This is a genomic window from Massilia rubra (assembly GCF_011682065.1).
GTDB lineage: Bacteria > Pseudomonadota > Gammaproteobacteria > Burkholderiales > Burkholderiaceae_D > Telluria_A > Telluria_A rubra.
In genome coordinates, this window is the sequence record NZ_VUYU01000010.1 from 74,329 (window position 1) to 97,420 (window position 23,092).

The window sequence follows — 23,092 nt, forward strand, 5'->3', positions numbered from 1 at the left end:
TGACTGGGTGACCATGGACCAAGAGCGCAGCGGCAAGAATTACGCATTCATGGGCGCGATCGCGCTGCTCACCATCGGTTGCCTGTATGTCCTGCGCCCCTTCCTGGCGGCGATCCTGTTCGCCGCCGCCATCGTCATTTCCTCCTGGCCGATCTACCTGTACGTGCTGGCGCGCATGCGTGGCCGGCGCACCCTGGCCGCGCTGACGCTCACCTTGACCCTGACCTGCCTGGTGATCCTGCCGATCGCGCTGGTGGCCTACAACCTGGCCGACGACGTCGGGCGCTTCTACGATCAATTGAAGGCCGCTGTCGCCACCGGGCATGTGGAGCCGCCGGGCTGGCTGCGCCAGGTTCCGGTGGTCGGCGAGACGCTCTACAGCTACGTGGGCAACCTGGTTTCGAGCCGCGAACAGATGATGGAACTGGCCCAGCGCCTGCTGGAGCCGGCGCGCCACTACCTGCTTGGCGGCGGCATCGTGCTGGGCGCGGGTGTGGCGCAGATGAGCCTGGCGGCCTTTGTCAGCTTCTTCTTGTACCGCGACGGGCCGACCTTGCTGGTGGCCATCGGGGTTGCCATGAAACGCATCATCGGCGAGCGCTCCGAGCGCATCGCCACCACCGTCAGCCAGACCGTGCGCGGGGTCATGTACGGCTTGCTGGGAACGGCGCTGGCGCAGGCCGTGGTGGCCGCGATCGGGTTTGTGATCGCCGGCGTGCCGGGGGTGCCGCTGCTGGCGGTGGCCACGTTCGTGATGTCGCTGGTGCCGGTGGGTCCGCCGATCATCTGGGGCGGGGCGGCGATCTGGCTGTTCAACCAGGGCCAGACCGGCTGGGGCATCTTCATGGTGGTGTGGGGGCTGGTGCTCATCAGCGGGGTCGACAACGTGGTCAAGCCGATGCTGATCAGCCGCGGCAGCAGCCTGCCGTTCTTGCTGGTGTTGCTGGGGGTGTTGGGCGGGGTGCTGGCGTTCGGTTTCGTGGGCCTGTTCATCGGCCCGACCTTGCTGGCGGTGGGCTACTCGCTGATGCGCGAATGGACCGGCATCGAACCGGCCATCGTCAACGATATTTAGATGGTGGAGATCAGGGCTGCCACCGTGGCCGACTATGAATTGCTGGTCGCGCTCGATACGGTGGCGTCCTGCGAACCTGGGCGACGTGCCCAGATAAGACAGTGGATCGACACAGGATGTTGCTATGTCGCCCGGACGGGCGAGTCTGTCGGCGCCTACGGCGTCCTGGGATACCATTTTTTCGGTAACGGCTTCATTGAGATGGTCATGGTAGGCGAAGGTTTCCGCCGCCAGGGATTGGGAATGGCGCTGGTGCGTGATTTTCAGGCGCGCTGCACGACGCCGAAACTCTTTGCCTCGACAAACCTGTCCAACCAGCGCATGCAGGAACTGCTGAAGTCGGCCGGATTTCGACTCAGCGGATTCATCGACAATCTGGACGATAACGATCCGGAAATTGTGTTCTTTTCACACTCCATGCATCATTGATCGCGGCGGGCATATTAATCCTCTAAAGAAATATCGTCTGTCACTATGGCTATTCATGATGATCGGAATGATCCTCATTGTCGCTATGCTCTATGTGCACAACGTGTTCATCGTTTTTTTTATTGCGCATCTTGTTTTCTCGTCGTGGTTTTTAAACAGCATCAAATGTGATCGATGCGGACACGCTTTAGCGCCCGCGATTGGCTCAACAGCGGTCGACGTATATAGGAGTTTTACCTCTTGCCAGTGTCGGAATTGTAAGGTGAACTTCACAGAAACCGACGTTTGACGAGTCATCGTGCAGAGCAATGATGATGGGAGCGTCGATTGCGGGCGGTCCGCCAGCAAGTCGGCCCTATCCAACGACATCACGGCTGCGGCGGAGGCTCGGAAGGTCCAGGCCTGGACCGGGCGATGGCGGTAATACACATCCTATTTCCCAAGGCAACAGCATGAAGTGTTTTCTGAAAGGGTCGCTGGGAGCGCTCTGCGTGCTTGTGCTGGCGGCAGCGCTAATTCCACAGTATTCGGATTATCGTGCGCGCGCAGAGACCAGCAAGATGCTTGCTCAGCTTGGCGCAGTGCAGCGCGCGATCGAGGCCGATGCCGTCAAGCGCGGCACTTTTGTCGGTACGGCAACAAAGCTCGCGCATGCGCTGCCGGTCCCAAGCAATGTCACGCTGTTCGAGGTGAACGACGCAGGCGTGATCGTCGCAAAAGGCGGCAGGAACGGACAGATGATTATTCTGTCGCCCTTATTCGTTGATGGAAAAATCCAGTGGCGTTGCATCGGGGCCCCCGACAAGGATATGCCCGACCGGTGCAAGGCCGTCGCGCGCTAAGCAGGACGCGACAGCCGATCCCCCCGCGACGATCAGTCCTGCTCGTCCGTATCAGGCGTGCGGTGCACCTGCGGAATCACCTTGATCAGCACGATGCGCGGACCGTTCATCTTCTTGACCACAATATCGAAGTGAGGAAACTCGATCCGCTGGCCCTGCTTGGGAATGTCGCCTAGCTTCACCATCAGCAAGCCACCGACCGATTCGACTTCATCCAGGCCGAGCGTCTCGTTATCGATATCGATCCCCAGGATCCGCTCCAGCGAGAAGATCGGCAGGCTGGCCTTGCCGATCAGGGTGCCGTCCGGCTGGCGCAGCCAATCGTTCTCGTTCAAGCGGAATTCGTCGCGGATTTCGCCGACCATGGCGCCGAGCAGGTTGTCGAGCGTGATAAACCCGACCGGGCGCTTGCCCTTTTCGCCAATCAGCGCAAAGTGCGGCGCGCCGTCGCGAAAGCGGCGGAACATCTGCTGCGCCGGCGTGCGCGCCGACATGGTCTCAACCGGGCGCAAAAACTGGGTCAGATCCTTGATCGGCCGCCCGGCCTGCTGCGCAAAGAACAAATCCTTCAAATGGATCACGCCCAGCACGTCTTCGCCATTGCTGTCGAAGTAGGGATAGCGGCTGAAACGGTTCCTCACCACGGTCTGCAAATTTTCTTCCAGCGATTTGTTCGCATGCAGCGCAATCACTTCATTGATCGGGCGCATCAGGTCGGCCACCGACAGCTGGCTGAAGTCGAGCGACTGGGCCAGGATATGGCGCTCGTCGCGGGTAAATTTTTCGCCAGGCTGGCTGGTACGCAAGATCAGCTTGAGTTCTTCAGTCGAATAATGCGCGTCATGCCCGCCCGAACCGGACAGGCCCGCCAGGCGCAGCACCAGGTTGGCGCTGCCGTTGAGCAGGTAAATCGCGGGATACATCGACCAGTAAAAAATATACAGCGCCGGCGCGGTCCACAAACCCACCACTTCCGGATTACGGATCGCCAGGGATTTCGGCGCCAGTTCGCCCACCACGATGTGCAGGAAAGAAATCACGCTGAAGGCGATGACGAACGACACCGTGTGGATGATCTTCACCGATTCGACGCCCAGCAGGCCGAACACCGGTTCGAGCAGGCTGGCAAAAGCCGGCTCGCCGACCCAGCCCAGGCCCAGCGACGCCAGGGTAATACCGAGCTGGCAGGCCGACAGGTAGGCGTCCAACTGGCCGTGGACCTTGCCCAGCAGGCGCCCACGCACCCCCTGGCTCTTGGCAATCGCGCGCACGCGGGTTTTTCGGAGGGTGACGATGCCGAATTCGGCCGCCACGAAAAAGCCGTTGAGCGCCACCAGGAACAGGGCGAGCAAGACCAGTAAGGCATTTTGCATAAAGAGTAGGGTTAGTTTTTCGCTTGGCCACATGGGACCGGGATGGACATTGTACCGTTCATGGCGTGCTGAACACACCTTGATGTACAGCCGAAAGGATTGCTTCGACGGCGGGATGCTTGATTTTGCGCTCGTTCGAGATGGCGTAGACGTGCTCGCGCACCTGCGGCACGTGGCCGGCCAGCACCGCGCCAAACTGGTCGGCCAGGTCGCCGGCCAGCGCCGCCGGCGCGAAAAACAGGCCGGCGCCGCGTCGCCCGAAAGTGTTGAGCAGGGCGTTATCTTCGAATTCGCCCACCACGTCCGGCCGCACATTGTGCAGCTCGAACCATTCGTCGATGCGTCCGCGCAAGGCGTTGTTGCGGGTGGGCAGCAGGAAGGGCGCGCCGTTCAGGCTGCCCGGAAAACCCTCGGCATAGGCCTCGGCCAGGGCCGGCGTGCCGACCACGATGGTGTCGCTTTCGAACAGCATGTGGCTGAACACGCGCAAAGTAGTGCCCGAGCGCACCGCGCGGTCGGTCAGCACCACGTCCAGCTTGTGCAGGGCCAGGTCGGCCAGCAGGGCTTCGAACTGGTCTTCGTAGCACACCAGGCGCACCGGGGTGGCCAGGTGCAGGGTCGCCTCCAACAGGCGGAAGGCGGTCAGCTTCGGCAAGGAGTCGGAAATGCCGACCGTGAGCCGGGTGCGCCCGCTGTCGGCTTCGCCCAGCGCTTCCTGCAGTTGCTCGCCCAGCAGGAAGATCTGGTCGGCGTAGGCCAGCGCCAGGCGCCCGGCCTCGGTCAGTTGCAGGCCGCGGCCCTGCTGCATGAAGAGCGCCTTGCCGACCGACTGCTCCAGCTGGCTGAGCTGGGTGCTGATGGTCTGGATCGCCAGTCCCAGCCGTTCGGCGGCGCGCGTCACGCCGCCCTCCTTGGCCACCACCCAGAAGTAGTACAGATGGCGGAAATTCATTCCAGTATTTTTCATGCTTCGGTTTTTCAGAAGTAATCCTCAGATTATCTCCTATTTTTAAAAGCATTGCTTGCGGCTACACTGCATCCATCAACAATAACAAATGAGGGAAATCAACACATGAAGCATTTCAGAATTTCATTTTTAGTCACCTTCGTCTGCCTTGCGGTGGCCGGATGGTGGGGCTACCAGCACCACGGGATCGGCGGCATGTTCTCGGCGCTGGGCGTGGCGGCCATCCTGGGCATCATGGAAGTGTCGCTGTCCTTCGATAACGCGGTCGTGAACGCCTCGGTGCTCAAGACCTGGGACGATTACTGGCAAAAGCTGTTCCTCGGCGTCGGTATCATCATCGCCGTGTTCGGTATGCGTTTGCTGTTCCCGCTGGTGATCGTGGCGCAAGCTGCCGACCTGGGCATTATTGAAGTGTGGAACCTGGCCCTGTCCGATCCTAAAGCGTACTCGGCGCACCTGACGGCGCACCATGCGGAAGTGGCGGCGTTTGGCGGTATGTTCCTGTTGCTGGTGTTCCTGAACTTCCTGCTGGACGATGAAAAAGAAACCCACTGGCTCGGCCGCATCGAAGAAAAGCTCGGCGCGCTCGGTAAAGTCGGCTCGATTTCGGTGATGATTGCACTCGGTACCTTGATGGCCAGCATGACGATGGTCGCCGAAGCGCAAAAGATGGTCGTGCTGATGGCCGGCCTGTGGGGTATCCTGATTTACGTTGGTGTCGACACGATCAGCAGCCTGCTCGAAGGCGATGAAGCCGAAGGCAGCAATGTCGGCGACATGGTCAAGCGCGGTGGTATCGGTGGCTTCCTGTACCTGGAAGTGCTGGACGCATCGTTCTCCTTCGACGGCGTGATCGGCGCGTTTGCGATCACCACCGACGTCGTGATCATCATGCTCGGCCTGGCGATCGGTGCGATGTTCGTGCGTTCGATGACGGTGTTTTTGGTCAAGAAGGGCACGCTCGACGAATTCGTGTACCTGGAGCACGGCGCACACTATGCGATCGGTATCCTGGCGCTGATTATGTTGGCAAGCATGAAGTTCCATGTACCTGAAATCTTCACCGGCCTGATTGGCGTGGCCTTTATCGTCGCCTCGCTGTGGTCGTCGGTGCAGCACAAGAAACTGCAGCTGGCGGCGTAATTGACGTCGTTAAGCGCTGAGTAATACAAAGGCGGCAAACTGAAGAACACCAGTTTGCCGCGTCATTCCCCCGGTGTTCATTGTCTTAACAACTTTTGGAGAATAAAGTATGCCTATCAGCTTGCAAAAAGGCGGTAACGTCAACCTGAGTAAAGAAGCACCCGGCCTGACCAAGATGATCGTCGGCCTCGGCTGGGACACGCGCGCCACCGACGGCAGCGCGTTCGACCTGGACGGCGCTGTATTCCTGCTCGGCGCCAGCGGCAAGGTCCGTTCCGACGCCGACTTCATCTTCTACAACAACCTGAAATCGGCTGACGGCTCGATCACCCACTCGGGCGACAACAAAACCGGCGCCGGCGATGGCGACGACGAAAACGTGACCATCGACCTGGCCAATGTGCCGGCCGATATCGACAAGATCGTTCTGGCCGTGACGATTCACGATGCCGAGACACGCCGCCAGAACTTCGGTATGGTATCGAAAGCGTTCGTCCGCTGCGTCAACGCCGCCGGCAACGCCGAAATCGCCCGCTACGACCTGTCGGAAGACGGCTCGACGGAAGCGGCCATGATCTTCGGTGAAGTCTACCGCGCAGGCAGCGACTGGAAATTCCGCGCCATCGGCCAGGGCTTCCAGGGTGGCCTGGGTCCTCTGGCAACGAGTTTCGGCGTCAACGTTTAACTTTGCATGGTGGTCCGCGCAGGTAAGCAGCGGCGCGGGCTGCGATAAGGAGCCAGCATGCCAGTTTTTACCATCACAGGCGATATCGATCCTTTCCTGCACGTGTCCATGACGCGCGGCGAGACGATTTACTGCGAATCGGGCGCGATGGTGATGATGGAGTCCGCGCTTGACCTCAAGGGCAAGATGCAGGGCGGCATCGGCAGCGCGCTGATGCGGCGCTTCGCCAACGGTGAATCGTTCTTCCAGCAGCACATCGAAGCGCTGCGCGGCGATGGCGATTGCCTGCTCTCGCCGACCCTGCCGGGCGCGATGCAGATCATCGACGTCGGCCAGCGCCACTACCTGCTCAGCGATGGCGCCTTTGTCGCGGCCAGCGCCAGGGTCGAACTGAAGGTGCGCACCCAAAGCCTCGGCAATGCGCTGTTCGCCGACAGCGGCGGCTTTTTCGTCACGGAAACCAGCGGTACCGGCCAGGTGGTCGTGTCCGGCTTCGGCTCGATGCATGAGCTGGTGGTCGAGAAGGGCAAGGACGTCACGATCGACAATTCGCACGTGGTCGCCTGGGACAGCAGCCTGCAGTACACGCCGTCGATCACCACCGGCGCCAGCGCCGGCTTTTTAGGTAATCTGATCAACAGCCAGACCAGCGGGGAGGGCATCGTGCTACGCTTCTCCGGCAATGGCAAAGTCTATATTTGTTCGCGCAACCGTGCCTCGTTCCAAGCCTGGGCGGCAGGCCGCGCGCGCTAAAAACCAAGGAGTCATACCATGTCAGTCAATCTGCAAAAAGGCCAGAAAATTTCTCTGGATAAAGAAGCCGGCAGCACCCTGACCCGCATTACCATGGGCCTGGGATGGGATGCCATCAAGACCAAGGGCCTGTTCGGCTTTGGCGGCAAGACCCAGTCGGTCGATCTGGACGCTTCCTGCCTCTTGTTCGACGAGAGCGGCAGCCCGGTCGATGTGGTCTGGTTCCGCCAGCTCAAGAGCAAGGATGGCAGCATCGTGCACACGGGCGACAACCGCACCGGCGCCGGCGACGGCGACGACGAGCAGATCCTGGTCGACCTGACCCAGGTGCCGGCCAATGTCAAGTCGCTGGTGTTTACCGTGAACAGCTTCACCGGCCAGAACTTCGCCCAGGTCGAAAACGCTTACTGCCGCATCATCAACGGCGCCGACCAGAAGGAAGTGGCGCGCTTTAACCTGTCGGTGCAGGGCGAGCACACGGCCCAGATCATGGCCAAGCTGTACCGTCACGGCGGCGAGTGGAAGATGCACGCGATCGGCGAAAACGGCAGCGGCCAGACCTTCGATGAGCTGATGCCGAAGATCACGCCGCACCTGTAATTGTTTGCGCCGGCCGGGTTCCATCCCGGCAAGGCGCCTTGCGCGACCGGCGCTCCGCACCAAGCCCATCCGTATGCGATACGGGTTTTTGGCGCGGGGTGCTTTTTTTGCGCATCGATCAACACCACGCTGCTAAGTAAGTGTGCAGAAATTATTGTGATTTATAGCGAACAGAAGCGGATGCCTTGCAAGGCGCACGCCGCGACGCAGTGCGAGCACTGCTAGCGGTGGGCAACACAGCAAGGCGCCGCTTATGGCAGCTATAAATTACAAGAATTTATGCGCACTTACTTAAAATCGCGCTCGGAACAGCAAGCGAGGAACACACCCGCGATGCGACCATTTTCATTGCAAAGCGTTGTATGACCCTTGAAACGATCGGCGCGCCCGCGCGCCAGGAATCGCCATCGACCGGCGCCGCCACCGCCATCGCCCCGCGCTGCCTCTCGATCGACCTGGAAGTGGGCTTGAAAGACGGCCTGATCCACCAGTTCGCCGCCGTGCGCGGCGAAACCGGCGAGGCCTTCGTCTTCACCAACGGTGATTTGGAGCAGGCGCTGGCGCGGCTCGACGACTTTGCCGACCCGGCCGCCTTCCTGCTCGGCCACAACCTGCTCGCATTCGACGCGCCGCACCTGGCCGCCGTGGCGCCGCCACTACGCTTGCTCAAGCTGCCGATGGTCGACACCTTGCGCCTCAATCCGCTCGCCTTTCCGCGCCATCCTTACCATCACCTGGTCAAGCATTACAAGCAAGGCCAACTGCAGCGCGGCAAGCTCAACGACCCGGAGCGCGACGCCCGCCTGACCCTGCAAGTGTTCACCGACCAGCTGGCCGCCTTGCGCGAGATGCAGGACAGCGCGCCCGCCCTGCTGTTGGCCTGGCACTGGCTCACCACTGATGCCGGGACGCTATCGGGTCTCAATTCCCTGTTCATGATGGTGCGCCGCAACACGCGCCCGAACGATGCCGATGCCATTGCCGCCATCCTGAGCCGCCTCGACGGCCAGGCCTGCATGACCGAGGCGGCGGCGGTCGCCGCTGACGCGCCCACCCTCGGTTGGGCGCTGGCCTACGCACTGGCCTGGCTCTCGGTGGCTGGCGCCAGCTCCGTCCTGCCGCCCTGGGTGCGCCACCAGTTCCCGCAAGCGGCGCAACTGGTGCGACGCCTGCGCGACAAGGCCTGCAGCGACCCGGCCTGCGCCTGGTGCGGCGCGCGCCACAACCCGCTGGCGGAACTGAAGCGCTGGTTCCCGAGGATGACCGCCTTTCGCCCCGAACCGTGCGACGCCCACGGCCGCCCCTTGCAGGAAGCGATCGTCGACGCCGCCATGCGCGGACGCCACGTGCTCGGCATCCTCCCCACCGGCACCGGCAAGTCGCTGTGCTACCAGATTGCCGCCCTGTCGCGCTACGACAAGACTGGCGCGCTGACGGTCGTCATTTCGCCGCTGGTGGCGCTGATGGCCGACCAGGTGGCGGGCCTGGAAGCGCGCGGCATCGGCTGCGCGGTGGCGATTAACGGCCTGCTGTCGATTCCCGAACGGGCCGCCGCGCTGGAGCGGGTGCGCCTGGGCGACGCCGGCATCGTCATCGTCTCGCCCGAACAACTGCGCAGTCCCGGCGTGCGGCGCGTGCTCGAACAGCGCGAGATCGGTGCCTGGGTGCTCGACGAGGCGCACTGCATCTCGAAATGGGGCCACGATTTCCGCCCCGACTACCGCTACGTCGGCCGCTTCATCCGCGAGCGCGCCGGGCAGGGCGACATTGCCCCGGTGCTGTGCCTGACCGCCACCGCCAAACCGGACGTGGTGGCCGACATGCTGGCCCACTTTCGCGACAAAGTCGGGATCGACCTGATGGTGCTCGATGGCGGTGCGCGCCGCGTCAACCTGTCGTTCTCGGTGGTGCCCACCACCCCGGCCGAAAAATTCGCGCACATCCATCAACTGCTCGACGCCGAACTGCCAGCGCATGCGCCCGGCGGCGCGATCGTCTACTGCGCCACCAAAAAACAGACCGAGGAAGTCGCCGCCTTCCTGCGCCAGAAAGAGGTAGGCGCGGCGCACTTCCATGCCGGCCTGCGCGGGCGCGACAAGAAAGACCGCCAGCAAGCCTTCATCGCCGGCGAGCTCAAAGTCATGGTCGCCACCAACGCCTTCGGCATGGGCATCGACAAGCCGGACGTGCGCCTGGTGATCCATGCCGACATTCCCGGCTCGCTCGAAAACTACCTGCAGGAAGCCGGGCGCGCCGGGCGCGATTGCGGCGCGGCCCAGTGCGTGCTGCTCTACACGGTGGAGGATGTGGAGCGCCAGTTCGCCATGTCGGCCCGCTCGCGCCTGTCGCAGCAGGATATCCAGGTGGTGCTCAAGGCGATCAAGCGCCTGGAGCGCAAAAAACACGGCGACGCCGACATCATCGCCACCGCCGGCGAGATATTGACCGAAGACGCCGACGGCGACTTTGCGCGCGACTCGGCCACCGACGACACCCGCGTGCGCACCGCCATCGCCTGGCTGGAAGAAGCCAGGCTGCTCACGCGCGAAGAAAACCAGGTGCAGATCTTCCCATCCTCGCTGCGCGTGGCCACGCTCGAGCAGGCGCGCGCGAAGCTGGCCGCCTATCCGCTGTTCCAGGAGCATCGCACGGCCTTGCTGGCGCTGGTGGAGGCCCTGATCGGCGCCGACGCCGACGAAGGCATCTCCACCGACGAATTGATGAACGCTTCGGGCCTGTCGGCCGAGAAGGTGCGCGCCGCCTTGTATGAGCTGGAGCAGTACAAGATCGCCAGCAACGACACCGCGCTGACCGCTTTCGTGCACGTGGCGGTGGAGATGTCGTCCAGGCGCCTGTTCGAACAAAGCTGCGCGCTCGAAGAAGCGTTGTTGGACGCCATGCGCGAAGGCGCGCCCGACCTGGCCAAGGGCGGCTCCTCGGTGCTGCACCTGCGCCACGCCAGCTCGCGCCTGAAAGACGCGGGCCTGGACTGGGCCTTGCCCGACAAGCTGCTGCGCATCGTGCGCAGCATCGCCAACGACGGCCATGGCGACGATGGCGTCGGCAGTGTGGGCGTGCGCCAGCTCGACGCCGAAAACGTGCAGGTCACCCTGCAACGCAGCTGGCAGCAGATCGCCAGCACCGCCGCCCTGCGCCGCGACGGCGCTGGCGCGCTGCTGCGGCACCTGCTCGCCAGCCTGCCGCCCAGCGCGCGCGGCAACGACCAACTGGCCAGCACCACGCTCGGCCAGCTGCTCGCGGCCATCGAGGGCGACCTGGAACTGGCGGGCCGGGCCAAGTCATGCCCCAGGCTGGTCGACCGCGGCCTGCTGTGGCTGCACGAGCAGGGCGTGATCCGCCTGAACAAGGGCATGGCGGTGTTCCGCCCGGCGATGACGATTCGCCTGGCGCCCGAACGGCGCGGCTTCTACAAGGCCGACTTCGCGCCGCTGCAGCTGCACTACAGTGAACAGGTGGTGCAGATCCACGTCATGGCCGAATACGTGCAGCGCGGCCTGCAAAAGATGGCCGACGCGCTGCAACTGGCGATGGATTACTTCGGCATGGAGCGCGATCAGTTCATCGCGCAATGGCTGCCGGCGCGCGAAAAGGAACTGGAGCGCCAGACCACGCCGGCCTCGTGGCGCGCGATTGTCGAGAGCCTCAATAACAGCGCCCAGCAGCGCATCGTGGCCGACGACCGCGAACGCACCAACGTGCTGGCGCTGGCCGGCCCCGGCTCGGGCAAGACGCGCGTGCTGGTGCACCGCATCGCTTACCTGGTGCGGGTGCGGCGGGAGAATCCGCGCGCGATCCTGGTGCTGACCTATAATCGCCACGCCGCCGTCGAAATCCGGCGCCGTCTGGCCGCCCTGATCGGGCGCGAAGCCGCCGGCGTGATCGTACTGACCTGCCACGCGCTGGCGATGCGCCTGGCCGGCATCAGCTTCGACAAGCACCCCGGCGCCGCCGACGACCTGCTCAGGCAAGTCATTCCGCAGGCGGTGGCCCTGTTGAACGGAACCGGCCTGGCGCCGCAGGAAGCGGACGAGCAGCGCGACCGCCTGCTCGGCGCCTTCCGTTGGATTCTGGTGGACGAATACCAGGACATCGGACCGGACCAGTACGCGCTCATCTCGGCGCTGGCGGGGCGCAACAGCGCCGACGAGGATGCGCGCCTGTCCCTGTTTGCGGTCGGCGACGACGACCAGAACATCTACGCCTTCAACGGCGCCTCGGTCGACTTCATCCGCCGCTTCGAACAGGACTACAGCGCCAGGCCGGCCTACCTGACCGAGAACTACCGCTCGACGCGGCACATCATCGACGCGTCCAACCTGCTGATCGCGCCGGCTTGCGCGCGCATGAAAAACCAGAACCCGATCAGCATCGACCGCGCGCGCAGCAAGCTTGACGCGGGCGGTGCGTGGCATGCGCGCGACGCGGTCGGGCGCGGACGGGTGCAGATCATCGACGCCGGCGTGGATAACGCCAGCCAGGCGCTGGCCATCATGGCCGAATTGCAGCGCCTGGCCGCGCTCGATCCCGGCTGGGACTGGGCCGGTGTGGCGGTCATCGCGCGAGAATGGAAAACCCTGGAACCGGTGCGCACCTTTTGCATGATGAACGCCATCCCGGTGCAGCTGGCCAACGAAGAAGCCGCGCAATTCTGGCGCCTGCGCGAAACCCAGGCGCTGGTGCGCTGGCTGCGCCAGGACGCCGCTGCGCTGGTCGACACCGCGGCCATCGAGGCCTGGCTGGACACCCAGCCGCACGGCACCTGGCTTGCCCTGTTGCTCCAGGCGGTGCAGGAATACGCGCTCGAGACGGGCGGCGCCGAACTGCCGGTGGCGCACTTCATCGAATGGCTGGCCGAATGGGGCCGCGAAGCGCGCCGGCGCCAGACTGGCTTACTGCTGCTGACGGCGCACCGCGCCAAGGGGCTCGAGTTCGAGCACGTCGCCGTGGCCGATGGCGATTGGACCGCGCTCAGTAGCAACGACGACGCCGATGCGCCGCGCCGCCTTTACTACGTGGCGATGACGCGCGCACGCCAGACGCTGACGCTGGCGCGCTTTGCGCCATCGCGCAGCCGTCCGGCCAGCCTGCTCGACGCACTGGACGACGCCCCATGCCTGCTGCGCCGCGCGCCAGTGGCGCTGGCTGCGCCGCCGGGTGCGCTGCGGCGCCGCTATCTGCAGCTAAGCTTGGAAGATGTCGACATCGGCTTCGTCGGCCGGATGGCGGCGGGCGACCCGGTCCACCGCGCCATCGGGGCGCTGCGGATCGACGATCCGCTGCTGCTACGCGAGGGCAAAGCCAAGTGGGAGCTGGTCACGCTCGATGGGGTGGTGGTGGGCCAGCTGGCCCGCTCATTCAAGCCGCCGCACAATCTGCGCTGGAGCGCGGGACGGGTCGCGGCCATCCTGGTACGCCAGGCTGCCGACGACGACACTGATTACCGTCGTCTGGCCCGCTGCGACCAATGGGAAGTGGTGCTGCCGGAACTCGTCTTCGACATCTGAACCGGCTGACGTCAAACGCCGGTGCCAGGCCTGACAAACGGACACGGCCTCTGCAGGAAGCCTCGGGCGCGCATTGCCACTGTTCAGCCCGTGGCGAAATGTTAACACCTGACACCAAATATGACACAGACAACGCATGGGTGCCGTGGCATCGTCGCTATAATGAATATTTTTACAACATTAAAGGATTGAAAATGTTACGTTATCTCGCGTGCGCAGCAACCGCTTTCATGTTCCTTAGCCCGGCCCAAGCGGCCCTGCAATCCTACGACTGGAGTTTCACTGGCGGCTTCTCCTATCCCGGCCTTGATGGATTTCCGCGCGACACCACGCTCAAGGGCACTTTCACGGTGGATGACTTGAACGCCGACGGCAAGTTCGACAAATCCGAATTGCAGTCGCTTTCCTATTTTGGCCACGAATATACGAACTGTGCTGAGTGCACAATCGACAGCTTCTTGTGGGTACCGGGCAGTGCGCCGAAGTTCGACCTTTCCCGTTCAAACTATACTGGGCCGTACTATTATTCCCATTCCTTACAAACGGGGGTCAAGTTCCGCGACTTCGGAGGCGTCTATGGTCAAGGCGAGCCGTACAGTAGCGGTGGTGACTGGACCCCGGACGTCACCTGGAAAGTGAGCGCGGTGCCCGAGCCGCAAACCTGGCTGATGCTGGGCGCGGGCCTGCTGGCCATTGGCGCTGCCGTGCGCCGCCGCAAGGTTGGTTGAGCCTTCCGGGCGCACTTGAAGAAGTTGCCGGCGCAATCCGGCAACCGGGTAAGGCCCCGACCGTGCGCTGCTGGCCGAAAGCGTTAGCGGTGTAGCGTTGCCTTCCCTGGTAAATCCGAACCCGCCGCCAGATCTGGCTTTCCGTGGGTTCGCCCCGCCTTCTGCTGCACGCGTGCGACAGAAGCGCCCCGTCAGGCCTGATACCAAACAAGAAGATTGCCGGAAACACTTGACCGGGCAGTTTGCTCCGTATACTGTATTAGTTAATTAATACACTAGACTGATATGACCAGCCCTTTAGCCCATCTGTTCTCGATCGCCACCGGGTCATCCGAGCCGATCTACCGCCAACTGGTGGACCAGGCACGGCGCCTGATCGCCGGCGGCCAGCTCGCTCCCGGCGACGCCATGCCGTCCGTGCGCGAAGTCGCGCTGGCCCTGGCCGTCAATCCCATGACGGTCTCGAAAGCCTGGGGCCTGCTCGAAACCGAAGGCGTGCTCACGCGCCGGCGCGGCCTCGGCATGACGGTGGCCGACGCGCCGCCGTCCGGCCACAGCCTGGCGCAGCGCGCCCAGTTGCTGCGTCCGACCCTGGAACGCGCCGCGCTCGAAGCGCGCCAGCTCGAACTCGATCCCGCTACCGTCCTTGCCCTGTTCACCCAAATAATGAAAGACACCCCATGACCGCCCCCATCCTGCACGCCTCGGCGCTGACCAAGCACGTCGGCGACCAACCCGTCCTCAATGCGCTCGACTGGCAAGTGCGGCCGGGCCAGGTGATCGGCCTGCTGGGCCGCAACGGCGCCGGCAAGTCGACCCTGCTCGAATGCCTGCTCGGCCTGCGCGAGAGCGATGGCGGCAACGTCACCGCCTTCGGCGAAGCGGTCGCCGACCTGTCGTCCGCCGCGCGCGCCCGCATCGGCTACGTGCCGCAGGCGAGCGACTTGTTCGAATGGATGACGGCGCGCCAGATGCTGGCGTACTTCGCAGCGCTGTACCCGCGCTGGAACGGGGCGCGCGTGACGCAGTTGCTGGCGCGCTGGGGTTTTGATGCGCCCATGTGCGACAAGGCGATCAGCACTTTGTCGGGCGGCGAGAAGCAGCGCCTGTCGATCATCCGCGCCCTGGCGCACGACCCGGACCTGCTGGTTCTGGACGAACCGGTGTCGGCGCTCGATCCGGTCGGCCGGCGCGACTTTTTGCGCGAGCTGGTCGACGATGTGATCGAGCGCGGCACCACGGTGGTGTTCTCGACGCACATTTTGTCGGACCTGGAACGGGTGGCGCCGGATGTGGCATTTCTCAAAGATGGAAAGATCGCGCTGCAGGGTGCGCTCGACGAGTTGCTGGAGAATGCGCGCCGGGTCAGCGGCCCGAGCGCACTGCTGGCATCGATCAAGGTCGACGGCGAACTGCGCCGCACCAGCACGCAAGATGGCTTCACCCAAGTCATCACAAGCACGGCCGGCGCAGGCTTGCAGGCCCGGGCCGCGCGCGAGCCGGCGCTGCGGGTGGAGGCGCTCAGCCTGGAAGACCTGTTCGTGGCGGTGACCCAATGAGCGCGCTGCGCATCGACGATGCCGGCGCCGAGTGGCGCGCCAGCGGCGCCATCGCGATGGCCGCCATCCGCGGCCGCACCAGCCTCGGCGGCAATGGGCTGAGCTGGCTGTTCCTGGCGGCGATGCTGGTGACGCCGCTCGTGGCCGGCGCGCTGAGCGGACAGTGGCGGCGCTCCATCGGACTGGGCGCGGGCATTCCGCTGGCGCTCCTGTCGCTGTTGTGGTGGGGCCTGCTGTTGGCGTCGATGGCCCAGCAAAACCATGTCGCGAGCAAGCTGGTGCCTGATCTGGCGCGGCGTTCGGTGCGCTTGCTGGCGCTGGTCTATCTGTCGGTCGCCAGCGTGCTGACAGGGCTGTTCGTGCTGGCCGGCGCCCCCCTGATTCCGACCCTGGTGATCGTCTGTACGGTCATGAGCTATTTCGCGCTCATGGTGGTGTTCCCGCTGCTGGGCTACCTCGTTTGCGCCACGCTGTTCCTGCCCGGCGTGGTGTCATGGCTGGTTCCCGGATTGCCGGAGCAGGTGTTGAGCGTGGACTTGCTGAGCGCCGTCGGGGCCCTGTTTTGTGTCGTCGTGGGGTACGCCTTGCCGCGCCGCCTGTTGCGCAGCCCATGGCCGCTGCGCGCGCCGGCGCTGGCCGGCCGCGCGCCAGTCGGGCGGGCCGGGGGCGCCTATGCGCGCGCACTGCGGCGCGATTGCGCACGCGGCGCGGCTGGCCCTTTGCTGTTGCATGCGCTCGGCCCGGCGCTGCGCCTGGAGCGCGGCTGGTTGATCGGGGCCGTCTGCGTCAGCGCCATCGGCGTGGTGGCCGGGGCGCTCGGCTGGTCAAAGGGAAAAACGTTCGTGCTCCCGATGCCGGCGCTGATGGCGGCCGCGCTGTTGTTGCAGGCGGCGGTGCCGCACGCCCTGGTGTGGGCGTTCCGGCGAACCCGCGCCCAACAGTCCTTGCTGCGCCTGGCGCCGCGCGCTCCCGGCGCCGCCGCCATGAACGCGGTGCTGGCGCGCGCCTTGCTCGGTCGCCTGGCCGGCTGCTGGGCCATCATCAGCGTGCTCACCCTGGCATTGGCGTTCGGTATCGGCGCCAGCCTGGCGGAAGTGGCGCGGCTGCTGCCGGCATGTTGCCTCGGTATTGGCGCCAGCGCCCTGGCCTTGCGTAACTACGCGGGGGACGCCGGTGCGCGGAACGGTGTGTTGGGTGCTTGCACGCTCTGGCTGCTTCCCGCCGCGGCACTGCAATACGCCGCCCTGAGCGGTCGCTTCGACAACGCCACCTGGTGCATGATCGGGGCCGTGACGCTGCTGGCCGGCGCCGCCTGGGCGCGCCATTGCTGGCTGCGCATGGTGACGGCGCCGCCCGCCTTCCCGGCCGGGCGCCTGGCCTGATTGGCGCTTTTCCGCACCAGCTCGCTCAGCCCATCGTGACGCAGGCCCAGGCGCGCGGCACCGCCCTGGCATCGCATTTATTGTTGCGTGTGCAATATATTTTCGCTGATATAATGTAAACTTTTACAATGTTATAGGAACAAAAATGTTACGTTATATCGCATGCGCAGCAACCGCTTTCATGTTCCTTAGTCCGGCCCAGGCAGCCATCCAGTCCTATGACTGGACTTTTACTGGCGGCTTCCTCGGTCTCGAAAGTGGCAGTCCTTTCGACAACACGCTCAAGGGCAGTTTTTCGGTGAACGACTTGAACGCCGACGGCAAGTTCGACAAATCCGAATTGCAGTCGTTGACCTATCTTGGTCACGATTATCCGAGCTGCGCTCAGTGTACGATCAGCAGTTTCTCGTGGGTGCCGGGCAGTGCGCCGCAGTTCGACATTCGCCGCTACGAAAGTACCGAGTCGTATTATTCTTCCGAGTCTGTCACCACCGGGCAAAGTTACGGATTCTACGCAAGCTATAATGGCGGCGGCGAGCCGTACATTGCCGGTGGTCGCTGGACCTCGGACGTGACCTTTACCGTGAGCGAAGTGAGCGCCGTGCCCGAACCGCAATCCTGGCTGATGCTGGGCGCGGGCCTGCTGGCCATCGGCGCTGTCGCGCGTCGCCGCAAGTCCGTTTAAGAGCTGAGGTCGGCGGCGGCCTGTGCGGCCGGCCGCCTGCCTGCGCTAGTTCGCGCTCTTCTGCACCAGCGCGCTGCCCACGCCGTGGCGCTTGCCTTCGCTCACGGCCGTCACGGTGCCGTCGGCATTGAACACGATGGCGTTGGCCGCGCCGATTTCTTCCGGCTTGGCGGCCCACTTGTAGCCGAGCTTTTCCAGCGCCAGCGCCTGCGCGCTGCCGGCAAAGCCCGGCTCGATCTCGGTGCTCGCATCGTTGCGCTGGCTCAGGCGCGCAGCGTTGATGGCCTTGTCCATCGGCATGCCGAAATCGATGTGGTTGACGATGGTTTGCAGCACCGTCGTGATGATGCTTGCGCCGCCCGGGCTGCCGACCGTAAAGGCCGGCTTGCCATTCTTGAACGCCATCGTCGGCGCCATGCTGCTGCGCGGGCGCTTGCCCGCTTCCGGCACGTTGGGGTGCGGGCCGCCGAAGTCGAAATCGGTCATTTCGTTGTTGAGCAAAAAACCATAACCGGGCACCACGATGCCGCTGCCGCCCCACGATTCGATGGTGAAGGTGTAGGCGACGATATTGCCTTCCTTGTCGGACACGGCCAGGTGGGTGGTGTGGGCATTCTCGGCCATCAGGCGCGCCGCTTGCGGACGCTGCGGCACGCTGGGGTCGCTCTGGAAGGGATACGGGTCGCCCGCCAGCACCTTGGGACCGGCGCGCTCGGCGTTCATGGCGGTGCGCCGGCGCGCCGCGTATTCCTTGCTGAGCAGGCCGGCCACCGGCGCGTCCACATACTCGGGATCGGCCAGGTAGGCGTTGCGGTCGGCAAAGGCCAGGCGGCTCGCTTCCATGTACAGGTGTTCGGCGCTGGCGCGCGGCAGTGTCTTGAGCTTGTAGCCTTCGAGCAGGTTGAGCGCTTCGCCGATGGCGATGCCGCCGCTGCTCGGCAAGGGCATGCCATAGATGTCGTAGCCGCGGTACGTGGTCTTGACCGGCTGGCGGATGCGCGCTTCGTAGTTGGCCAGGTCGGCCATGCTCATCGCGCCGGCGCGCACGCGCACCCCGGGGGCCACCGGCGGCCGGGCCACGGCCTCGACGATGGCGCGCGCCATCGGGCCCTGGTAAAACGCTTTCTGGCCTTGCGCGCCGATGTCGCGGTAGGCCTTGGCCAGGCCCGGGTTTTTCAGCACGGCGCCGAGCGCCAGCGGCTTGCCATCCTTGAAGTACAAGGCGCTGCTGCTGGTAAACATCTGGAGTTTTTTCTGGTTCTCGGCGCTGAGGCGCCTGAAGTTCTCGCTCACCGGAAAACCCTTGCTGGCCACGCCGATGGCGGGCGCCAGCACCTGCTTGAACGACATGGTGCCGTAGCGGCTCAGTGCTTCATGCCAGCCGCGCACGGTGCCGGGCACGCCGACCGAGGCGCCGCTGGCGATGGTGGTGTCGAGGTCGCTGTCCTTGCCGTTTTCCTGGAATACGCCGGGAGTCACGCTGCCTGGCGCCGATTCGCGGTGGTCGACCGTGATCACGCGCTTGTCCTTGGCCAGGTAAATCATCATGAAGCCGCCGCCGCCGATGCCGCAGCTGTAGGGATCGGTCACGCCCAGGGTGGCGGCCGCCGCAACGGCCGCGTCGACCGCGTTGCCGCCCTTGTCGAGGATCGCCATGGCCGACTGCGACGCTTGTTCGCTGATGGTGGCGACCGCGCCGCCGGTGCCGCTTGCCACCGGGGTCCTGGCATGGCCCAGGGGAATGATCAGGACGATGGTGCAGGCGAGGGCGAAGCGGCGGGCGGCGTGGCTCATGGGGACTTATCGGTTTTCGCTGGGTTGGCTGATGGTCAGGCGCACCGCTGACGGCGGGGCCGGCGGCGCATTGGTGGGCCGCGGTGGCGGCGGGGTCGTGGCCAGGGCAATGACCAGGTCGGGCCGCTGCACCGAGATGTAGGTCGGCTTGGCCGGTTCCAGGTCGAACGGTTCTTGGCCGGTGGGAAAGATCAGGGTGAAGTGGTAGACGATCTTTCCGGCCGTGATGCAGAACACGTCGGGCGGGCAACGGCTGTCATCGACGCGCTCGAAGCGCAGGACGGTGTCCGGCGCCAGCGTGGTGCTGGTCTGCGGCAGCAAGGCAACAGTCTGGTTGTTCTTGTGGTGCATCGGCGGTTCCTTGGGCGATTCCTTCATTGGCGCGGCGGTGCATCCGGTAAACACACAGGTGGCGGCGAACGCGAAAAGCAGCTTGTTCATAATGGGCTCCTCAGTAGTGGGAAAGCCGATCATAGATCATATCAATTTCGCCACTGTGTGGCCGCGCAATTGACGAGTCGGCGCGCGCCAGGGCTGCCGCGCGCTTGCCTTGCGATGGATAAACGCCGGGCCAGCCGGAGCTGGCCCGTGGGCAATTACGCCTGCGCGGCGCGGCCTTGCCGGCGACGGCGGGTCAGGCCGATCACGGCCAGGCCCAGCGCCAGCATGGCGTAGGTTTCCGGTTCCGGCACGGCGCTGGTGTAGATGGTCAGGGTCGGGTTCAGCAGGGTCAGGCCGGCCAGGGAATCCTGGCTGTGGACGACGCCGTCCGGCGTGGTCCAGCTGGCCGGCGTGGCGAACACGGTCATGCTGCCGTTCAGGGACATGCTCATCTGCGTGAGCATGATGTTGCCCGCGTTGAAGACGAAGGCGTCGTTCCCATTGAGCAGTTTGACCTGGCGGTTGCCGTTGCGGCTCCAGTTGTCGGCGCCGCTGGCGAACAGGCTGACCGAGCCGCGGTTGCTCGCTGTGCCGGCTCCGGCCAGTCCGCCCGGCGGCACGGCGGCGTCGAGCGTGCCGGCGAAGGTGGCGGAAAAGGAATAGCCGGTGATCAGGTAGCCCGAACGCGCGGCAAAGCTCATCTCGCCCGAGTAGTCAGTGCCGTCGGCCTCGCTGCTTTTGACGGCCATGCTGCTGGCAAAATCGCTGAAACGGATGGTCGTCGCGCTGCCGGTGTCGGATACCAGCACGTCGGCCAGCTGCGAATCAGGATTGCTGAAAGTGAAGGTTTTAGCTTCGATGACGGTCGGCGCCGCCGTTGCGGTAGCGGACGCGAAAGCCAGCGCGACCGCACCCAACTGCAATGTAATCAAGTTCATTGGTCCCATTCCTTTTCATGTCATCACATCGGTGAACGCCCCACGGCGTTTTCAGGTTGCCATCATAATCGAGGGCCACCCGCACGTCATAGGACAACATTGTAAGAAAGGTATTGGGGCCAACAGGCGCCGCCGGCAGGATCGCGGCGGCCCGGCCTTACGCGTCGAGACTGTCCTGCAGGCGCTTGCGGGTGCCGCGCGTGAGGACGATGACGGCCACGCCGACGGCGAGCATGACGTAGGTTTCCGGTTCCGGCACCGATTGCGAGGCCACGCTGGCGCGCGTGCCGGCCGTGTCGAAGGCGCTGCGCGCTTGCTTGTCGAAGCTGGTGCGCACGTCCGGGTAAGCCTGGCGCAGGGTGGGTGTGCTCCAGGCGCTCAGATTGCTGTTGGCAACCACGCTCAGGGCGCTGGCGACATCGTGATTGTTTTCGCCCAGCACGTCGCCCGGGCGCAGGTGCATGGCGCGGGTGACGTCGGCCAGTCCGCGGCTGGAACGCACGTCGGCCAGTTCGATGCCGGCATGGCTGGCATAGTGTTTGCTCACATTATTCAGGGCAGGGGACTCGATCAGGGCCGGAGCGGCGCCGGCCAGGCCGGGCGCCAGCAGCAGGGCGGCCAGAGGTCGTGTCCATGTTGAGTATTTCATTTGCAGACTACCTATTCATGTTGAGCTGTGAAAAAGGCTGTGACGGCGCGCAGGGCAGCGCTCGGGGCCCAGTATTGCCGCGCTAGCACATCGGCACGGTATGCATGATACGTCAAAGTCGAATTATAAATATGTAATCAAGTGTATTGACTTGTACAAGCTTGATGAATTGTACCGACAAAAAAAATGCCGCCTAGTCTACACCAGGCGGCATCGGCGCGGGGCGCCGGACGTGCACTGTTCTCAGATAAATGCGGAAAGCGCCGTTTTCATCTTCTTGAGCGCCGCGCTTTCGATCTGGCGGATGCGCTCGGCCGAGACGCCGAATTCGTCGGCCAGGGCGTGCAGGGTCGCACCCGAGCCGTCGTCGTTGGCCAGCCAGCGCGCTTCGACGATGCGACGCGAACGGGCGTCGAGCTTGCCCAGCGCGGTTTCCAGGCCTTCGGACTGCAATCGCGTGACCTGTTCGGCTTCGAGCACCTTGGTCGGCTCGGACAGGTCCGACGACAGGTAGGCGATCGGCGAGAACTTGTCGTCTTCGTCGTCGGTCGGCGCTTCGAGCGCGATGTCGCGGCCCGACAGGCGCGTTTCCATCTCGATCACTTCTTCGCGCTTGACGTCAAGCAGCTTGGCCAGCGCATCGATCTGGCTCGGGCTCATGGCGTCGAGCCCCTGCTTGTTGCTGCGCAGGTTGAAGAACAGCTTGCGCTGGGCCTTGGTGGTCGCCACCTTGACCAGGCGCCAGTTCTTCAGGATGTACTCATGCATCTCGGCCTTGATCCAGTGCATCGCGTACGACACCAGGCGCACGCCCTGGTCAGGGTCGAAACGCTTGACCGCTTTCATCAGGCCGATATTGCCTTCCTGGATCAGGTCGGCGTGCGGCAAGCCATAGCCGAGGTAACCGCGCGCGATCGACACCACCAGGCGCAGGTGCGACAGCACCAGCTCCTGCGCGGCGGCCAGGTCGTTGTTCGTTTGCAGGCGCTGGGCCAGGGAAATCTCTTCTTCGTGGGTCAGCATCGGCAGGCGGTTCACCGCCGAGATATAGGCGTCGATATTGCCCAGGTTGCCGGTGAAACCGAGTCCTAAAGCACGATTGCCGGTCGGAACCAATGCGGATTGTGCGGACAACGTCATCATGTATTTCCTCGTAGAGTTCTGTGCTGCATCATCGAATGCCCGGGCCGGAGACGGCTCCGGGGCGACTGTTGCGATCTGATGCCAGCGGTGGCTTCGGGTCTTCCCCGCCATGCAAGTCCCTATATTAGCACTCTCTGCGGAGGAGTGCCAATGTGCAGAATGTATGGCAGTGATAGCGAAATGTTATTACTTGTAGGCAACCATAAATTGGCAAGTTTCACTCTAGTGGAGGACTGCATTGACGTCTTGATACGGATCAAGCAAAGCCTGGGGCGGATCGCCAGTTGTTTGCGCCGGCGCAGCCCTCCCATGCCATGCACCAGTATCGCGCAGCGCGACGCGGGCCTCTGTACGGTCACACACGCTGGCGGCGCGCCGGCGTCGTTGCGTACCCGCGACGGATAAATCCAAATGTAGCAAGTTGTATTGACAGAGTGAAAG

General features: G+C 64.0%; 20 protein-coding genes. 13 read left to right on the plus strand and 7 right to left on the minus strand.

Features of this window, described 5'->3' with window-relative positions; genetic code table 11:
• Window positions 1-13 precede the first annotated feature (13 nt).
• The 3 genes from F0185_RS16835 to F0185_RS16845 all read left to right on the plus strand — a co-directional run bounded on the left by F0185_RS16835 (window position 14) and on the right by F0185_RS16845 (window position 2,346).
• Complete coding sequence (locus F0185_RS16835) at window positions 14-1,075, plus strand: AI-2E family transporter (protein WP_167226310.1); 1,062 nt, start codon at window positions 14-16, stop codon at window positions 1,073-1,075.
• Window positions 1,076-1,504 (plus strand): GNAT family N-acetyltransferase, encoded by a 429-nt coding sequence (locus F0185_RS16840; protein ID WP_187362565.1) that lies wholly within the window; start codon window positions 1,076-1,078, stop codon window positions 1,502-1,504.
• A gap of 452 nt (window positions 1,505-1,956) precedes the next feature.
• Window positions 1,957-2,346 (plus strand): pilin, encoded by a 390-nt coding sequence (locus tag F0185_RS16845; protein ID WP_167226312.1) that lies wholly within the window; start codon window positions 1,957-1,959, stop codon window positions 2,344-2,346.
• A gap of 32 nt (window positions 2,347-2,378) precedes the next feature.
• Here the strand turns inward: F0185_RS16845 and F0185_RS16850 are convergent, their stop codons facing one another.
• Window positions 2,379-3,719 carry a hemolysin family protein gene (locus F0185_RS16850; RefSeq protein WP_167226314.1) on the minus strand — a complete coding sequence of 447 codons (1,341 nt, stop codon included), beginning with the start codon at window positions 3,717-3,719 and terminating at the stop codon, window positions 2,379-2,381.
• A gap of 58 nt (window positions 3,720-3,777) precedes the next feature.
• Entirely contained in the window at window positions 3,778-4,686 is a 909-nt protein-coding gene (locus F0185_RS16855; RefSeq protein WP_167226316.1) for a LysR family transcriptional regulator, read from the minus strand.
• 105 nt (window positions 4,687-4,791) lie between these two features.
• Between F0185_RS16855 and F0185_RS16860 the strand changes: the two genes are divergently transcribed.
• From F0185_RS16860 to F0185_RS16905, 10 genes are all read left to right on the plus strand, one after another.
• Window positions 4,792-5,829, plus strand: coding sequence for a DUF475 domain-containing protein (locus tag F0185_RS16860; RefSeq protein ID WP_166892813.1), 1,038 nt, complete (start codon window positions 4,792-4,794; stop codon window positions 5,827-5,829).
• A gap of 109 nt (window positions 5,830-5,938) precedes the next feature.
• The gene (locus tag F0185_RS16865; protein WP_166892816.1) at window positions 5,939-6,514 is read left to right on the plus strand and encodes a TerD family protein; all 576 of its coding nucleotides are present in this window, start codon (window positions 5,939-5,941) and stop codon (window positions 6,512-6,514) included.
• Between the two features lie 57 nt (window positions 6,515-6,571).
• Window positions 6,572-7,267, plus strand: coding sequence for a TIGR00266 family protein (locus tag F0185_RS16870; RefSeq protein ID WP_167226318.1), 696 nt, complete (start codon window positions 6,572-6,574; stop codon window positions 7,265-7,267).
• Window positions 7,268-7,285: 18 nt separating this feature from the next.
• Window positions 7,286-7,867, plus strand: coding sequence for a TerD family protein (locus F0185_RS16875; RefSeq protein WP_167226320.1), 582 nt, complete (start codon window positions 7,286-7,288; stop codon window positions 7,865-7,867).
• Between the two features lie 362 nt (window positions 7,868-8,229).
• Window positions 8,230-13,392: a RecQ family ATP-dependent DNA helicase gene (locus F0185_RS16880; RefSeq protein ID WP_167226322.1), complete on the plus strand. Its 5,163-nt coding sequence runs from the start codon at window positions 8,230-8,232 to the stop codon at window positions 13,390-13,392.
• Window positions 13,393-13,490: 98 nt separating this feature from the next.
• Window positions 13,491-14,120, plus strand: coding sequence for a PEP-CTERM sorting domain-containing protein (locus F0185_RS16885; protein ID WP_167226324.1), 630 nt, complete (start codon window positions 13,491-13,493; stop codon window positions 14,118-14,120).
• 285 nt (window positions 14,121-14,405) lie between these two features.
• Window positions 14,406-14,804, plus strand: a complete 399-nt coding sequence (locus F0185_RS16890) for a GntR family transcriptional regulator (RefSeq protein ID WP_167226326.1) — start codon at window positions 14,406-14,408, stop codon at window positions 14,802-14,804.
• Window positions 14,801-15,679 (plus strand): ABC transporter ATP-binding protein, encoded by an 879-nt coding sequence (locus F0185_RS16895; RefSeq protein ID WP_167226328.1) that lies wholly within the window; start codon window positions 14,801-14,803, stop codon window positions 15,677-15,679. The genes F0185_RS16890 and F0185_RS16895 overlap by 4 nt, the downstream gene beginning before the upstream one ends.
• A complete protein-coding gene (locus F0185_RS16900; protein ID WP_167226330.1) occupies window positions 15,676-17,061 on the plus strand; it encodes a hypothetical protein in 1,386 nt (461 codons plus the stop codon). The genes F0185_RS16895 and F0185_RS16900 overlap by 4 nt, the downstream gene beginning before the upstream one ends.
• Window positions 17,062-17,206: 145 nt before the next feature.
• Window positions 17,207-17,746, plus strand: a complete 540-nt coding sequence (locus F0185_RS16905; RefSeq protein WP_167226332.1) for a PEP-CTERM sorting domain-containing protein — start codon at window positions 17,207-17,209, stop codon at window positions 17,744-17,746.
• A 45-nt stretch (window positions 17,747-17,791) separates the two neighbouring features.
• Here F0185_RS16905 and ggt read toward each other — a convergent pair whose 3' ends face one another.
• The 5 genes from ggt to rpoH form a co-directional block, all read right to left on the minus strand.
• Window positions 17,792-19,540 (minus strand): gamma-glutamyltransferase, encoded by a 1,749-nt coding sequence (gene ggt / locus F0185_RS16910; RefSeq protein WP_167226333.1) that lies wholly within the window; start codon window positions 19,538-19,540, stop codon window positions 17,792-17,794.
• 6 nt (window positions 19,541-19,546) lie between these two features.
• Window positions 19,547-19,981 carry a hypothetical protein gene (locus tag F0185_RS16915; RefSeq protein ID WP_167226335.1) on the minus strand — a complete coding sequence of 145 codons (435 nt, stop codon included), beginning with the start codon at window positions 19,979-19,981 and terminating at the stop codon, window positions 19,547-19,549.
• Window positions 19,982-20,136: 155 nt separating this feature from the next.
• Window positions 20,137-20,859 (minus strand): PEP-CTERM sorting domain-containing protein, encoded by a 723-nt coding sequence (locus F0185_RS16920; RefSeq protein ID WP_167226337.1) that lies wholly within the window; start codon window positions 20,857-20,859, stop codon window positions 20,137-20,139.
• Between the two features lie 157 nt (window positions 20,860-21,016).
• Complete coding sequence (locus F0185_RS16925; RefSeq protein ID WP_167226339.1) at window positions 21,017-21,508, minus strand: PEP-CTERM sorting domain-containing protein; 492 nt, start codon at window positions 21,506-21,508, stop codon at window positions 21,017-21,019.
• A gap of 243 nt (window positions 21,509-21,751) precedes the next feature.
• Window positions 21,752-22,651 carry an RNA polymerase sigma factor RpoH gene (rpoH, locus tag F0185_RS16930; RefSeq protein ID WP_166892849.1) on the minus strand — a complete coding sequence of 300 codons (900 nt, stop codon included), beginning with the start codon at window positions 22,649-22,651 and terminating at the stop codon, window positions 21,752-21,754.
• Between the last annotated feature and the right edge of the window lie 441 nt (window positions 22,652-23,092).